Here is a 14,856-nt window from a genome sequence, read left to right as displayed (position 1 = left end):
GTTTTAAAAGACTTTCCTGATAAAGTAGAGAGTTTCAGATTTTCCTTCTCTTTCTTACTGTAACTCCGGATAAAGGTGTAGATGTAAGAAGATAATTAAAAATAATATGTAAACATTTCTTTACATATCAATAATTTTATTTTAAACTAAATGTAAAGATATCTTTACATTTTAAGAGGTGATTAATTTGAGGGTGATTAACCATATTAAGGAAATTAGACAAAAAAGAGGGGTTACACAAGTAAAAATGGCAGAGGACTTGCAAATCACAAGACAGACGATAAATGCCATTGAAAAAAATAAATATAACCCAAGTTTGGAACTTTCATTAAAGCTGATTGCATATTTTGATGTACCAATAGAAGAAATGTTCTATCTGGAAGAGAGATTAAAAAAGGGGGAACAACCGTGAAGAAACGATATGAAATAATGATTTATTGCTTTTTGTATGGGATGATAATAATTGGCGGATTATTAGGAGTCTATTTGATTGGAAAAGAAGAAGGAGAATACAGCTTTGAATTAGCTGGTGCCGTTATATTAGGATCAGTAGGTGGAATCATTATTCAATCTTTGTTTGCAAAATGGCGTAAAAAACGTAATGGTAATGTACCTGATGTAGATGAACGAATTTTATTGCTGATGAAAAGGTATTTTTTAATTGTTCTTTATTTTGTTCTAATAGGAAGTGGCGCTTTGCTAGTCGCCCTCTATGCAATGGGTGTTCATACAATTGAAACTGGAATGTTAATAGTTTACATGATGGTTTTGTACATATTAATCGGTATAGGTGTACTTGTAGTAAAACGAATCTAATTAATTAAACGGACAGTGGGACAAGGGACATGTAATCTATGTCCCCCCACCTATTATTCTATTATTTGCAGTTCCTTAGGGAATTTAGTCAATGTTTCGTACCCATCAGAAGTAACAAGCACGTCATCTTCAATCCTAACCCCACCTAAACCTGGTATATAAATTCCCGGTTCGATTGTATATACCATTCCTGCTTTTACAATGGCATCATTTAAATGACTCATTGAAGGAAATTCATGCACATTTATTCCCATCCCATGTCCAATACGATGCGGGAAATAGTCGCCAAAGCCTGCTTCAGTGATAATATCTCGAGCAGCCTTGTCTAAATCACCAACTCTTGTACCTGGCTTGCTTATTTTTAAAGAAGCTAGTTCAGCTTTTAAAACAGTTTCATAAATTTCCTGCTGCCTTTTAGAAATGGATTTATAAGCAACGGTTCGTGTGATATCAGAACAATATCCATCAAGGACAACACCGAGATCAAATAACACCGTGTCTCCGGCCTTTAATTTTCGATCCCCTGGGTTACCGTGCGGATCCCCTGAGTTTTCTCCAAATAAAACCATCGTTGAAAAGGACATTTCACGTATTCCTTTTTTCTTTAGTTCAAATTCTATTTTTGCTAAAACTTCCATTTCACTAATGCCTTCTTCAAGAGCATTAATTCCAGCTTGCACTCCATAATCAGCCATTTTCGCAGCACCTCGGATAACAGCAATTTCGCGGTCATCTTTTATAACGCGCATGTCGTTTAACTTCTCTTCAACTGAAAATACTTTTACTTCTGGGAAAAAATCTAGAAAAGCTTGGCTACGACTAAAGGAAAGGACTTCCTTTTCAATCGCAACAGCTTCAGCTTTTGCAAATTCCCTCGTCTCAAGGGAATTTCTAATAAGTTTCCATGGGTCTTCGTGATCAGAGTAACCGACGATTTCATACTTCCAACCTGAATTTTTTAATTGACCCACTTCCATAGCAGGTAAGACAAACAAGGGATCCCCTTGTTTGAATAGAAAAATTCCCATTAAACGTTCATGTGGGTCTGTATGAAAACCTGATAAATAAAAAACATTTTCAACAGAATTAAAAAATGATGCTTCAATATTTTTTTCGTTCATCCAAGCTGTTACTGATTCTATACGTTCTTGCATGAGTTGTCCCTCCTATTTATTGCTAATGATACCATAATAGGGACAGAGGAGACAGGTCTTGTGTCCCCCAGATTCGATTCACTTACTGTAAAAAAAAATGGTTCCACATTGTCCAATGTGGAACCTAGCACCGTTACTTATTATCCCCAAACTTTCAGATAGTTTTTCCCTTTTCGCAATTGAGCGATTGGTCCTAATACACTTTCGGCTGATCTCTTTTCTCCTAATAAATCAACGTCGACGACTACTTCACTGCCATCTGGATTTTCAAACTCCGCATCAACGATTCTCACTCTGTTCAAGCTATGCGTAGACTGGATTTTTCCAAGCATGTGCTCAAAATCTTCTGGGAGTTCAACAGAAAGATAGACGTCATCGCCTTCTTCAATGATACGTAACTCCGGATTGAAATCATCCGCTACTATTGTTTCATTCTCTCTTTCAAAAGATTCCGCACCGTTATAGTAGGCATTATTGTTAATATAAACAGGTTGCTCTACTTTATTGAATGTATCATGATCTCCATCTTCTTGATGCACTGTCTCGATGTATTCCTCAAGTGACGTCGTATAGCCATTGAAATGAGCAGTACCAACATCTTCTAACCCATCATCGCCTATGAATATATTATTGTAATAGCGATCATCACCAGCAAATACAACAGCAAATCCTGCGATCTCCGTGCTATGCGGCACATGATAAGGCGTTGCACGATCGAGCATCTTTCTAAGAACCATTTTGCCACGAATTAAATTGTTTACATAGGCTCCACCTTGAGCGTGATTGTCTAACGCATAATCTGCAGTTAAAATGTTGTGGTCAACGATATATGGACCACTGCTAACTTCTACAAACAAGTCGCGATTATTTCGATAGAACAGATTGCGACTAACTCTTGTTCCTTGTGTCTGCCAATCTAGCCACGTCCCTAAAGAGCAATCATGAATACGATTGTTGTGGATTTGTACATCAATCGCTGCATGTAACTTGATACCTGCAATCTCATGACCAAAGAACTCACGCTTCATCGCAATATTATAAATGTGATTTTGATAGATTTCACTAAAAACACAGCCTAAATGACCGACAATCCCATTTTGCCCACAATCATAAATCTTATTGTTCCGAATAATATGAGAACCAATTTTTTCTTTCGTCCAACCAGCCTGTTTGGCAAGGAACACCGATTCCAATTGGTATTGATAGCCGGGCTTATCTTTCCGTTTCGTCCGGTAATTATCTCCCGTCGAAGCTTCCTTACCAATACTAATCGCACTACATTTGGAGTCATGAATAATATTATCCTCAATAATCCAACCTTTACTCCAATGAGGTCCAATTAATCCCGGCTGATCCGCTGTCGGAGGTGTCCATGGTGTTGCCGCTTGTGCCATTTCAAATCCTCTCACTGTCAGATAATTTATCCCAGTTTCTTCTGGATAAAACACACATTTACGGACATTTATTTCAACTAATTCTTCATTTGGATTAGTTCCCTGAAAATTAGCATAGATCGTTGTCTTTGATTCATCCACTTCAGCATACCAGACATATATAGATTGTTCTGGATTATGAGCAGGGACAACCTTTCTCGTCCAATGATCGAGAACTTCCGTTTGTCTAGTAGGGTTTAGTAATTGTTCAAATGTTTCTGCTTCATAAAACGACTTACCATTTAAATAAACATCGCCTAAATGTCTTCCTGGATTATGAACAACCCAATCTCCAAAAATTTCTTCTTTATATGGGTTATAGTCTCCGAAAAAATCGTTAGGCAATACCGTTTTCCACACAGTCCCTTCCACTTTCTGCCACTCTTCTATTTGTTCGGAACCTTTAATCACTACTTTTTCATTTTCTGCAGATTGATAAGTAATCCGTCTTATGTTGCTTAATCCCGTATGCTTCGGTTTTACCCATTCGCGATACTCCCCTTCATGGACAATAATCGTATCTCCTGCTACGGCGATAGACGCTGCCTGGTTAATCGTTAAAAACGGATGTTGTTTTGAACCTTCTCCTTGATCTGAGCCAGTTTTTGCTACGTGATATTCATAAGGCATATTACTTCCTCCTTCATACTTGAATCTATCTTCATTATAGGAGTTAATAATGGACCATTTCTATTCAAAATATAGTATAATTTAAGACAATATTCGTGTTTTTTATAGGAGGAGAAGCTTGTGGTATTTTTCGAACATCACGGAGTAGAAGAAAAAGAATCTTTTCACTATTTCACCTCAGTTAATAACAATTTTCCTCTTCATTTTCACCGAGCTTATGAACTGATTATTGTTAATGAAGGAGATTTATACATAACCATTGACCAAAAAGAATATGTCCTGACTAAACATGATGTGGCTTTTATTTTTAATAATCAAATACATGAATTTAAAACGATCGATCAATCCAATATTACCATTGTGCTTTTTTCACCTGAATTAATTGGCCATTTTTTTATGAACTATAAAGGCTATATCCCAGACAATAATGTTTTCCAATTAACTCATTTCCCCAACATGGATGCACTTGACGCTATTTATAAACAAAAGAGCTTTCTTTATGATATGTGTAGTCTCTTAGTCGATCATACTCAATTCAATCCAGTCGAGTACTCCACAAAAACAAAAGCTTTACATAACATCCTACTTTATGTCGATGGAAATTATGGTGATGATTGCTCGTTAAAAACTGTCGCAAAACATTTACAATACGATTACGCCTATTTATCAAAGGTTTTTGTGCAAATGGCTAACATGACCTTCACTGAATACCTGATACACTATCGCATTTCACAAGCATGTTATCAATTAAAAAATAGCCAGCAATCCATTGGCGAAATAGCACTGAATTGTGGCTATAATAACCTCCGATCGTTCAACCGTAATTTCAAAAGTATCACTAGCCACTCACCTAGTAAATATAGAAAGTTTTAGTGGGAGAGGTCCCTTGTCCCTCACTATCGACACAATTTTTTGAAACATTTCTATTCGACCAATCGTAACTTAGTTACACAAACGATCAGTGATTAGTAAAATTATAATGGAGATGGTACTTATGGCTGGGAAGCGTTACGAAGAGATCATGGAAATCATAAACGAATTGAAGAAAAACGATGATAAGAAACTTTCAAAGAAGTTGAATTTATATAAATGTGAACGCCTTATAAAAAGGTTAGATTCTTTTGCGACAGAGTGTAAAAAATGCGAATCCTATTTAATTGAATGTGAACAGCATTTTTTCCAGTTAAAAAATACGATGCATCAGCTTGAAACCTCACACATAAAACAACATAATCTGAAAATAAATCAAATCGTTACCCACTTACAGAAAGGACACAAATTAGTTGAGGAAGGGACTCACCTCAGCATTTATATGTCAATAGGAATGAGTCTAGGTGTGGTTTTTGGATTAACTCTTTTCGATAACATAGGAATTGGAATAGCATTTGGAATTAGTATTGGGGTAGCTATCGGAGCTGGATTAGACGCAGATGCGAAGAAAAAAGGACTAACAATTTAACTTTTCGATATGATCATAGAGCACATGACAATTAGTTCAACCATTACCTCCCAATGTTACTAACTTTAAATACGTCATCGGGTAAAGAATATTATTATCAATATAATTGCTATCCCTAACCACATGATAATAGATATATAACTCCTTTTTTTCGATTATTAATATTTTGAAACGATAAATTTAGTTACTCCACCAAAAAGGAAAGACATAATCATAATTGTCTAACCGTTCATTTCCGAACCTCCTCTTTATTACACTTTATAGAGAAACAATCACTGATAAACAAGTAGGGACAAGGGGCCTCCCCACGTCCCTTGTCCCTATTATTTGTCCCTAAAAGAAAAAGCTTCTAAAGCCAAATTTGGCCTTAGAAGCTTTTCTTTAGATTAATTCATTAGATGTTTACGACGATAAACTACTGCAAAAATGATAGCTCCAGCAAGTAGAGTGAGTAAACCAATCAACAGCATAGTAAAGTTATTTGTCGCTGTATCAGGTAGTGTTTCTCCACCCTTCTCGTAAGAAGCATCTCCAGTTCCGTCACCATTTCCAACGGGATCTGATGGCTCTGGATCTGTTGGATCTGTTGAATCTGGCTCTGATGGATCCACTTCAAATACTCCATATGTTGAGAACCCTGAAACAGTGATGCGAATAACCTCGTCATCAACGTCTCCAACAACTAATTCCCAACCATCAGCAGTATGGTAGTAAATATCTGGATTCTCAGCGTCATCATTAATGCCGAGCTCTAGAATAAATTCACCTTTATATTCTTCTTCGCCTTCTGGGAAATTCATAGTGACTGTGATTGCTTCACCAGCAGGAGTTAAAGCTTTACCATTTTTATCTTTCTCATCATTCGGTGTATAAGTTTCGACCATTATGTCAGTACCTGGTGGGATATCAGCCGGTATACCAATTGATGCTTTCAAACCTTCGATAACCAGTTTTGTCTCACCATAAAGCGTTACCCATTCACCAAGACTAACAACTGTTTCTCCATTAGTATCACTACCGTCTCCGGTTCCGGTTCCGTCATTTCCTGTCAATTCTCCAATTTGTGCGTTTAAGTCTTCAATATCACTAATTAACTCATTAATTTTATCTTGAAGATCTGCAAGCGTTGCACCTTGACCTTCTAATACTAATTCAAGATCTGCAATCTGTTGTTCTAATGAATCTACTTGTTCTTGGAGAGTTCCATTCTCTTCATGAAGTTCAGCAATTCTCTGATTTAATTCATCTACTAATTCTTGTAATTCACGAATTTGTCTCTGTTCCTCTGTTTCTGGATCAAGATCACTAACTAGTGTTAATTCCCCAAACACTGAAGGATCAGAGAAACCTTGACCTGAAAGATCGTTCCAAGCCATTACGCCACGTCGTTCGCCATTTTCCGCATCATTCACTTGGAAGTCAAAGCCAATTACATCTCCATCAACGGGTTCAATAGCGTACAATGGAATCTTCATTTCTACTGTATAATTTGTCCCGTTAACTGTAGTCGCAGATTCAACTCCGTCATAAGGACCGCCTGAACCTTCTGAAAATAAATTATTGAAGTTAACACGATATTGACCAAAGCCCTCATTAGTGGCATAACTTGCTTGTTTTGTATTGTTTTGGTCGAGGAACACTTCTACTGAGTCATGTTCCCATGGGTTAGCATTTGTATCATCTAGCTCAGAAGCTCCTACTTCAAGTAACACGTACAAAAACTCTTCATCCCACAAGACATGAGTATCTGCTGTTGCCGTTTGCCAAGCTTGTTGTGCACGGTTACCAGTCATAACAACTGCATCGTCCCAAACTGAATCAATTGCACCGTCAATAGTTGGTGCTTGATCGGTATATACTGCTTGACTCTGTCTTGCTGGGACATCCGTTTCTTCATAATCTTCTAGGTAACCAGGAGGATCGATCACTCCATAAAACGCTGGTTTAGCTTGAAGACGGCTATCAAAGATTAATGGGTTTTGTTCACTTCTCCAACTTTGCCCATCATCAAGACCCCAGAAGGTAACCCGGGAAATATGTTCGCTACGTTCTTTGTATATTTCAAAAACACTTGCATAAATATATGCTTGTCTATTTGCTTCTTCTTCTGTTAAAACATAGTTACTTCCAGCCATTACATCAAGTTCAGTCACCCCAATATCAACACCTAAACTAATAAAGCGATCCATTGATTGTTCAACATTAGCTGGATTCAAATTATTGTTATAGTGTGACTGCATACCAATACCTTCGATTAATAATTCATCTGTGTTGTTTTCAGTCTGATAAGTTTCATTAATATCTTTCACCATATAATACATGATTTGTGCTTTGTCTTGTAAATGATCATTATAATCATTATAGAACAAGGTGAAGTCAAGCCCCAAATCATCTCTTACTTCTTTTGCTTTCTCAAAAATAATTTGAATATAATCGTCGCCAATTACCTCAAGAGCACGCGTGCTACGTAAATGGTCTTTCCAATCTTCATAAGGCGCTCCTCTTACGACAATTGCTTCATTCAAAATATCCCAAGAAACAATATCATCGCCAAATTGCGCATAATTGGTAATAGCTGCTTCAATATATGTTTCTAGGCTATCAATTGCATCTTCTCGACTAATACCTTCCGGGAATAAAATATCATAGTTTGATTGAGAGTGCCAAGTGATCGCATGACCGTGAACCTTAAAGCCAGCATCAATTGAAGCTTGAACAAACTCATTTTGACCATCAAAGTTCAAGTTACCATCAGCATCATGAACATACTGAGGTTTCATTGCATTTTCAGCAGTTACTAAATTAAAGTGCTTTTGTAGTAACTCTAGTCGAACACCTTCTAATTCCCCCATTGTTATCGCATTACCAATTAAGAAATCACCTTCATAAACATCCTTAATTGATGGCAAATCTGGTTGAATGTTAATAGGTGCTGAATCTGTTCTCACAAAACTAAAATCATCAATATAAAAAGACTCGTTAGCATTGTCTGATTCTAAATAAACTGCTAAGTTACCACCACCAGAGCTACTAAAGTTGTAAGTCCCACTTAAATTAACCCACTCATCACTAGTAACTGTGCCCGAAGCAATATCCGGATAACTCGCACCATCACCAGATCCGATTTGCGCTTTTAATTGAACGTTTGCACTTGCTGGTTCTTTCATTCTCACCCATACAGAAACCTCATACTCACTTCCTAAATCAACATAGTCAAATACGTTAATCATAGGTCCATTCCATTCTTCAGTACGATTTTCTGTTAACAATGAATAGTTTCCATCTTCCGTGCGGTTAACACCTTCAACAATCGATAATTCTTCTTCACCGCCTCTTGCCTCGAAACCATTGAAATCTTCATGTAACGAAGTATCTTCAAAATCAATCATTTCGAAATTCTCAGCAGGTTCTGAATCATCTACGTCCTCGGGAGGTGCAATCATTTCGAACTTAATATTATCAAGGTAAAACTCAGAAGCAACCTTGCTAGACTCGAAATAAACGGCGATTTGTTCTTCCCCTATTCTTGCTTGATATTCCCCAGTGAATTCTGTCCATTCATCAGAAGTAATATCAACCTGGGCAAAGGTTGTATAATCCCCATTGTCTACTGTTGCTTTAAACACTTCGTTATCGTCAAAGTTCGCTGCTTTGGCATATCCTGTAACTCGGTATGTTGCTGTTGGATAAATAGATTCAGTTAATGTAACTCTGGCACCATGCCAATCTGCAGTTCGTCCTGTTACACTTAAACTATAATCCCCTGAATGACTTGCATCAGTTGTTCTTAAAATTGACGCGTCCCCATTAGAAGAAAAACCATCTGCATTATCTTCAAAATCAAAGAAAGCTATCTCATTAGGATCTAAATCTCCTACAGGCTCCTCTGGTTCAGGAGTTTCATCCACTTCATGTTTAGTAACTTTGAAGTTATCAATATAGAAGTCTGGTGCATCACCCTCGCCATCTGACTCAATATAGATAATTAGTTCAGTTGTCTCTTCATCATAAACGAAATTTTCATTTTCAAAAGTTGTCCAACCATCCGAACCAACTTCTTGATTTCCAATTATCCAAGGGTATTCATTATCAGTACCAGTATAAACATATTTAGAAGCAAGGCGAAGCATATCTAACCCTTCGCTCATTTGAACATCAAAGCTAAGTGTGTACGATTCTCCTCCTACCAATTGATCAGTTAAGTTCAGCGCTAAATTGGAGTTTCTATCATCACGATTAAAGAACTTAAGGGATTGTTCCCCAGTTGATGCTGCTTCATCTGTTGTTTCCACATCCGCTGCTGACGTCCAACCTAATGGTTCCCAGCCATTTGTATCTTCTGTTTCGAAATCATGATGTATAACAATATTCTCACTTACATCTGAATTCCCTTCTTCCGCAGCAGCACTTGCTGAGAAATTAATCAACCCAGGGGGTAACACCAACATCAAAACTAGTAATTTAATAATCGTTGACTTGAAACGCTTACTTTTCATGAAATAAATACCCTCCCTATTAATTATTATTCTGTTACTAAAAGTAAAACTACCTCCTTTTTAATAGTTTAACTGTACAATTTTAATATTATAAAACGCTTTCAATTTGCGGAACCCGACTTTCTTTATATTTACCCCTACAAACTATATTATTTAAAACGCTTTCACTACTTTTTTGTTTAATAGTCCCTCTATTAATAGAAATACTAAATTAAATATATCTATTTAACATCCTATTATTGATAATTTAAGTAAATTAATTCTATATTTAGAATATGATTGAAAGAGACGGAGGGACAGGTACCTTGTCCCTCCGTCCCACCAAAAAAGCTTCTAAAGCCAAATTGGCCTTAGAAGCTTTCTTTACATTACATTAGTTCATAAGTTTTTTGCGGCGATAAACTACTGCAAAGATGATAGCTCCAGCAAGTAGAGTGAGTAAACCAATCAACAGCATAGTAAAGTTATTTGTCGCTGTATTAGGTAGTGTTTCTCCACCATTCTCGTCAGAAGCAGATGTAGTATCACTACCCTCTCCAGTAGTGTCACTACCTTCTCCAGTAGTATCACTACCCTCTCCAGTAGTATCACTACCTTCTCCAGTAGTATCACTACCTTCTCCAGTAGTATCACTACCTTCTCCAGTAGTATCACTACCTTCTCCAGTAGTGTCACTGTCTTCTCCATTTTCAATATTGTTTATTTCTGTTTCAAGTTCTTCAATTAATTGCTGAAGAACTGCAACTTGTTCACTTAATTCTATACTATAATCTTCAAGGAATTGTAGTTGACTTTCTAACTCAGAAACCCTAGATCTTAATTCTTCCAATTCAGCTTCTGAAGCTGTTTCCAACTCTTGAATTCTCTCTTCTAATTCGTTAATTATTTGTTCAAGTTCTTCGATTAAGTCTAATGTATCTACTTCAAATACTCCATAAGTTGAGAATCCTGAAACAAGTACGCGAATAACTTCGCCATCAATGTCTCCACCAACAAAATCCCAAGCATCATCATTAAGGTAGAAAATACCTGGATTCTCAGCACCATCATTAATGCCGAGCTCTAGAACAAATTCGCCTTCATATTCTTCTTCTCCTTCTGGGAAGTTCATGGTGACTGTGATCAATTCACCAGCCGGAGTTAAAACTTTACCCGATGTATCTTTTTCTTCATTCGGTGTATAAGTTTCGACGATTACTTCAGTACCTGGTGGAATGTCAGCTGGTATACGAATTGATGCTTGCAAGCTTTCGATAACCAGTTTTGTCTCATCATTAAGCGTTACCGGTTCACCTAGATCTACCTCTGTTTCTTCGAAAATTTCTTCTTGTTCACTAACAAGAATCAATTCCCCAAACACTGAAGGATCAGAGAAACCTTGACCTGAAAGATCGCTCCAAGCCATTGCCCCGCGACGTGCACCATCTTCTGCATCGTTTACTTGGAAATCAAAGCCAAGGACATGACCGTCAACTGGTTCTATCGCATAGAGTGGAATCTTCATCTCTACTATATAATTTGTACCATTAACTGTAGTGGCACTTTCAACATCATCATAAGGACCACCAGCACCTGTTGTAAAGACATTATCGAAGTTAACTCGATATTGTCCAAAGCCTTCGTTTGTGGCATAACTTGTTTGTTTTGTATTCTGTTGATCTAAGAATACTTCTACCGAATCTTGTTCCCAAGGATCTTCATTCGTATTATCAAGCTCTGAAGGTGATACTTCAAAGAGTAGATAAAGGAATTCATCATCCCATAAAGAACGTGTGTTTGCTACAGCAGTTTGCCAAGCTTGTTGAGCACGATTCCCAGTCATAACAACTGCATCATCCCACACTGGATCAATTTCACCGTCAATTGTTGGTGCTTGATCGGTATATACTGCTTGACTCTGTCTTGCTGGAACATCCTCTTCTTCATAATTTTCTAGAAATCCAGAAGGATCGACAACAGCATAGTAAGCTTCTTTAGCTTGAAGACGATTATCAAAGATTAGTGGATTTTGATCACTTCTCCAACTTTGCCCATCATCTAGACCCCAGAACGTTACTCTTGAAATATGCTCGCTTCGTTCTTTGTATATTTCAAAAACACTAGCGTAAATATAAGCTTGTCTCATTTCTTCTTCTTCAGTTAAAACATAATCATCGCCAGCCATTACATCAAGTTCAGTCACCCCAATATCAACACCTAAACTAATAAAGCGATCCATTGATTGTTCAACATTAGCCGGGTTCAGATTATTGTTATAATGCGACTGCATTCCAACACCTTCGATTAATAATTCATCTGTGTTGTTTTCACTCTGATAAGTTTCATTAATATCTTTCACCATATAATACATGATTTGTGCTTTGTCTTGTAAATGATCATTGTAATCATTATAGAACATGGTGAAATCAAGACCCAAATCATCTCTTACTTCTTTTGCTTTCTCAAAAATAATTTGAATGTAATCCTCACCAATTACCTCAAGAGCTCGCGTATCACGTAAATGTTCTGTCCAATCTTCGTAAGATCCACCTCTTACCACAATTGCTTCATTTAATATATCCCAAGAAACAATATCATCGCCAAATTGTGCATAATTTGTGATAGCTGCTTCAATATATGTTTCTAAGCTATCAATAGCATCTTCTCGACTAATACCTTCCGGGAATAAAATATCATAGTTTGATTGTGAATGCCAAGTGATTGCATGACCGTGAACCTTAAAGCCAGCATCAATTGAAGTTTGAACAAACTCATTTTGACTATCAAAGTTCAAGTTACCTTCATCATCATAAAGATATTCTGGTTTCATTGCATTTTCAGCAGTTACTAAATTAAAGTGCTTTTGTAGTAACTCTAATCTAACACCTTCTAATTCATTCATAGTAATCGCATTACCAATTAAGAAATCATCCGCATAAACATCCTTAATTGGATCTAGATCATGTTGTATTTCAATTGCTGCTGATTCAGTATTCACAAAGCTAAAGTCATCGATGTAGAAAGATGCGGTTTCATCATCACTTTCTACATAAACAGATAAGTTACCCCCACCCATACTTGAATAGCGATACGTTCCGCTTAACTCTACCCAGTCTTCGTCTGTAACGGTTGCAGTTGCATTAGCAATGTTGTTATAACTTGCACCATCGCCATCACCTATTTGTGTTGAGAGTGATAACTCAGCACTGCTTGGTTCATCCATTTTCACCCAAACAGAAACCTCATATTCAGTACCTTGATCAACATAGTCAACCACATCAAGAGTTGGCCCATGCCAAGTATCTGCACGATTTTCAATTAATAATGAGTGGTTACCACCTTCAGTGTGATTCTCTCCATCTACAACAGTTAATTCCTCATCACCATTACGACCAGTAAAACCATTAAGTTCGCCGTTTTCAAAATCGATCGTTTCCATTACTTGAGCAGGATCTTCTGAATCTACTTCTTCATCAGGTGCTCCATTTTCATCGGCATCATCTGATGTCAGCTCAGCGATTGTCACATCTAGTAAATAATATGACAGTTCTACAGCTTCACCTGATGTTTGAAAACGAAGATGTTTATCAAGTTCGTCTCCAATTGTGCCTTCAGCAGTTACTGTAACTACTTCTTGATCAGCAATTGTACCTGCCTCATCAAAAGTATCATAGGCCTCATCAGCAATTTGATATGAACCCGCTACGTTAGCAGAATCATCGGTATAGAAATTTGCAGTTATTTCGTATGTTTTACCACTTTCTAAGTTTGCTGTTTCATATGGTAACGTTGGTGAGTTCCATTCACCAGTACGATCAGTTATATAAAATGCGTATAACTCATCACCGTCAATTGTTACATTTTCCACACTACCAGTTCCACCAGCTTGTGTTTCAAAACCATGGTCTTCATTTGAAAAGTCTGTTTCATAAACAACGTTATTTACTTCTTCATCAGATTCTTCATTTGATTCTTCGTTAGCTTCTTCATTTGATTCTTCAGTTTCTTCTGGTGTTTCTACATCTTCAGGTGTAACATCTTCAATTGTAATCCCAGTAACGTAAAATGATACTTCTTCACCCTCATCGTTTGATTGAATACGGATCGCATGATTTACATCTGTGTCTACGGTGAAGTCATCTGACACTGACGCTGTTTCTCCTGCAACCATATTAGCATTTAAATACAATTCATCATAACTATCAATATCTTGAACTAAATGAAGTGAACCTTCTGGAACATCTTCATCTTCATCGACGTATAGGTCCACACTTATATTATAAGTTCGACCGTTTTCCATGCCTGCTTCATCAAATGATAAATCAGCTGCATAATAAGTCTCAACACGGTCTGACACTTTGTATGCATTTACGTCTTCTCCATCAATATCAACAGTTGTTCTCTCACCTGTTCCATTATCAACAGTAAGATTGTGGTCATCATCACTAAAATCAGTATGATAGACAACGTTATCAGTTTCCCCATCTTCCGCAGCAGCAGTTGTTGAGAAATTCAACAACCCAGCGGGGAACACCAACATTAAAACTAGTAATTTAATAATAAATCCCTTTAATTGTTTCTTTTTCATAAAATAAATACCCTCCTATTAATTGTTATCCTGTTTTCCACTGAAAAAACTACCTCCTTTTCATTAATTTAACGATACAACTTCCACTATATAAAACGCTTTCACATAACATAACCCGACTTTCTTTAGATTCTCCCCCTATAAACTATACTAATTTAAGCGCTTTCAATTTTTTTGATTATTCATTTTACTATAAAATCATAGATTCCTAGACTCATAGATTTTGATCAAAAGTCCCTCTACCAATAGATTTCTCACATGAGATCTAGCTATAAAATAACCGATTATTGTTAATTATAAT

At 36.8% G+C, this 14,856-nt stretch carries 8 protein-coding genes; 4 read left to right on the top strand and 4 right to left on the bottom strand.

Annotated features, from left to right (window positions below; all coding sequences use genetic code 11):
* Nucleotides 1-187: 187 nt before the first annotated feature.
* On the top strand, nt 188-412 hold the full coding sequence (locus ACM26V_RS03305) for a helix-turn-helix transcriptional regulator (protein ID WP_416150040.1): 225 nt from the start codon (nt 188-190) through the stop codon (nt 410-412).
* Complete coding sequence (locus ACM26V_RS03300) at nt 409-816, top strand: hypothetical protein (protein WP_416150039.1); 408 nt, start codon at nt 409-411, stop codon at nt 814-816. Before ACM26V_RS03305 ends, ACM26V_RS03300 begins: the two co-directional genes overlap by 4 nt.
* A 53-nt stretch (nt 817-869) precedes the next feature.
* Here the strand turns inward: ACM26V_RS03300 and ACM26V_RS03295 are convergent, their stop codons facing one another.
* Together ACM26V_RS03295 and ACM26V_RS03290 are read right to left on the bottom strand one after the other, a co-directional pair.
* Complete coding sequence (locus ACM26V_RS03295; protein WP_416150038.1) at nt 870-1,970, bottom strand: M24 family metallopeptidase; 1,101 nt, start codon at nt 1,968-1,970, stop codon at nt 870-872.
* A gap of 140 nt (nt 1,971-2,110) precedes the next feature.
* Nucleotides 2,111-4,033, bottom strand: a complete 1,923-nt coding sequence (locus tag ACM26V_RS03290) for a right-handed parallel beta-helix repeat-containing protein (protein WP_416150037.1) — start codon at nt 4,031-4,033, stop codon at nt 2,111-2,113.
* 120 nt (nt 4,034-4,153) lie between these two features.
* Between ACM26V_RS03290 and ACM26V_RS03285 the strand changes: the two genes are divergently transcribed.
* A complete protein-coding gene (locus tag ACM26V_RS03285; RefSeq protein ID WP_416150036.1) occupies nt 4,154-4,906 on the top strand; it encodes a helix-turn-helix domain-containing protein in 753 nt (250 codons plus the stop codon).
* Between the two features lie 121 nt (nt 4,907-5,027).
* Nucleotides 5,028-5,492: a hypothetical protein gene (locus ACM26V_RS03280; RefSeq protein WP_416150035.1), complete on the top strand. Its 465-nt coding sequence runs from the start codon at nt 5,028-5,030 to the stop codon at nt 5,490-5,492.
* A 386-nt stretch (nt 5,493-5,878) separates the two neighbouring features.
* Here ACM26V_RS03280 and ACM26V_RS03275 read toward each other — a convergent pair whose 3' ends face one another.
* Nucleotides 5,879-9,988 (bottom strand): endo-1,4-beta-xylanase, encoded by a 4,110-nt coding sequence (locus ACM26V_RS03275; protein WP_416150034.1) that lies wholly within the window; start codon nt 9,986-9,988, stop codon nt 5,879-5,881.
* 373 nt (nt 9,989-10,361) lie between these two features.
* Nucleotides 10,362-14,555: an endo-1,4-beta-xylanase gene (locus ACM26V_RS03270; RefSeq protein WP_416150033.1), complete on the bottom strand. Its 4,194-nt coding sequence runs from the start codon at nt 14,553-14,555 to the stop codon at nt 10,362-10,364.
* Between the last annotated feature and the right edge of the window lie 301 nt (nt 14,556-14,856).

Source organism: Salipaludibacillus sp. HK11, from assembly GCF_047795645.1.
GTDB lineage: Bacteria > Bacillota > Bacilli > Bacillales > Salisediminibacteriaceae > Salipaludibacillus.
Note: the sequence above shows the minus strand (reverse complement) of the source record. Positions and strands in the feature narration are given on the sequence as shown.

What these genes read in the sequence shown, in the direction of transcription:
- ACM26V_RS03295 (WP_416150038.1), bottom strand. Translation starts at nt 1,970, where the DNA reads ATGCAAGAACGTATAGAATCAGTAACAGCTTGGATGAACGAAAAAAAT.
- ACM26V_RS03290 (WP_416150037.1), bottom strand. Translation starts at nt 4,033, where the DNA reads ATGCCTTATGAATATCACGTAGCAAAAACTGGCTCAGATCAAGGAGAA.
- ACM26V_RS03280 (WP_416150035.1), top strand. Translation starts at nt 5,028, where the DNA reads ATGGCTGGGAAGCGTTACGAAGAGATCATGGAAATCATAAACGAATTG.
- ACM26V_RS03275 (WP_416150034.1), bottom strand. Translation starts at nt 9,988, where the DNA reads ATGAAAAGTAAGCGTTTCAAGTCAACGATTATTAAATTACTAGTTTTG.
- ACM26V_RS03270 (WP_416150033.1), bottom strand. Translation starts at nt 14,555, where the DNA reads ATGAAAAAGAAACAATTAAAGGGATTTATTATTAAATTACTAGTTTTA.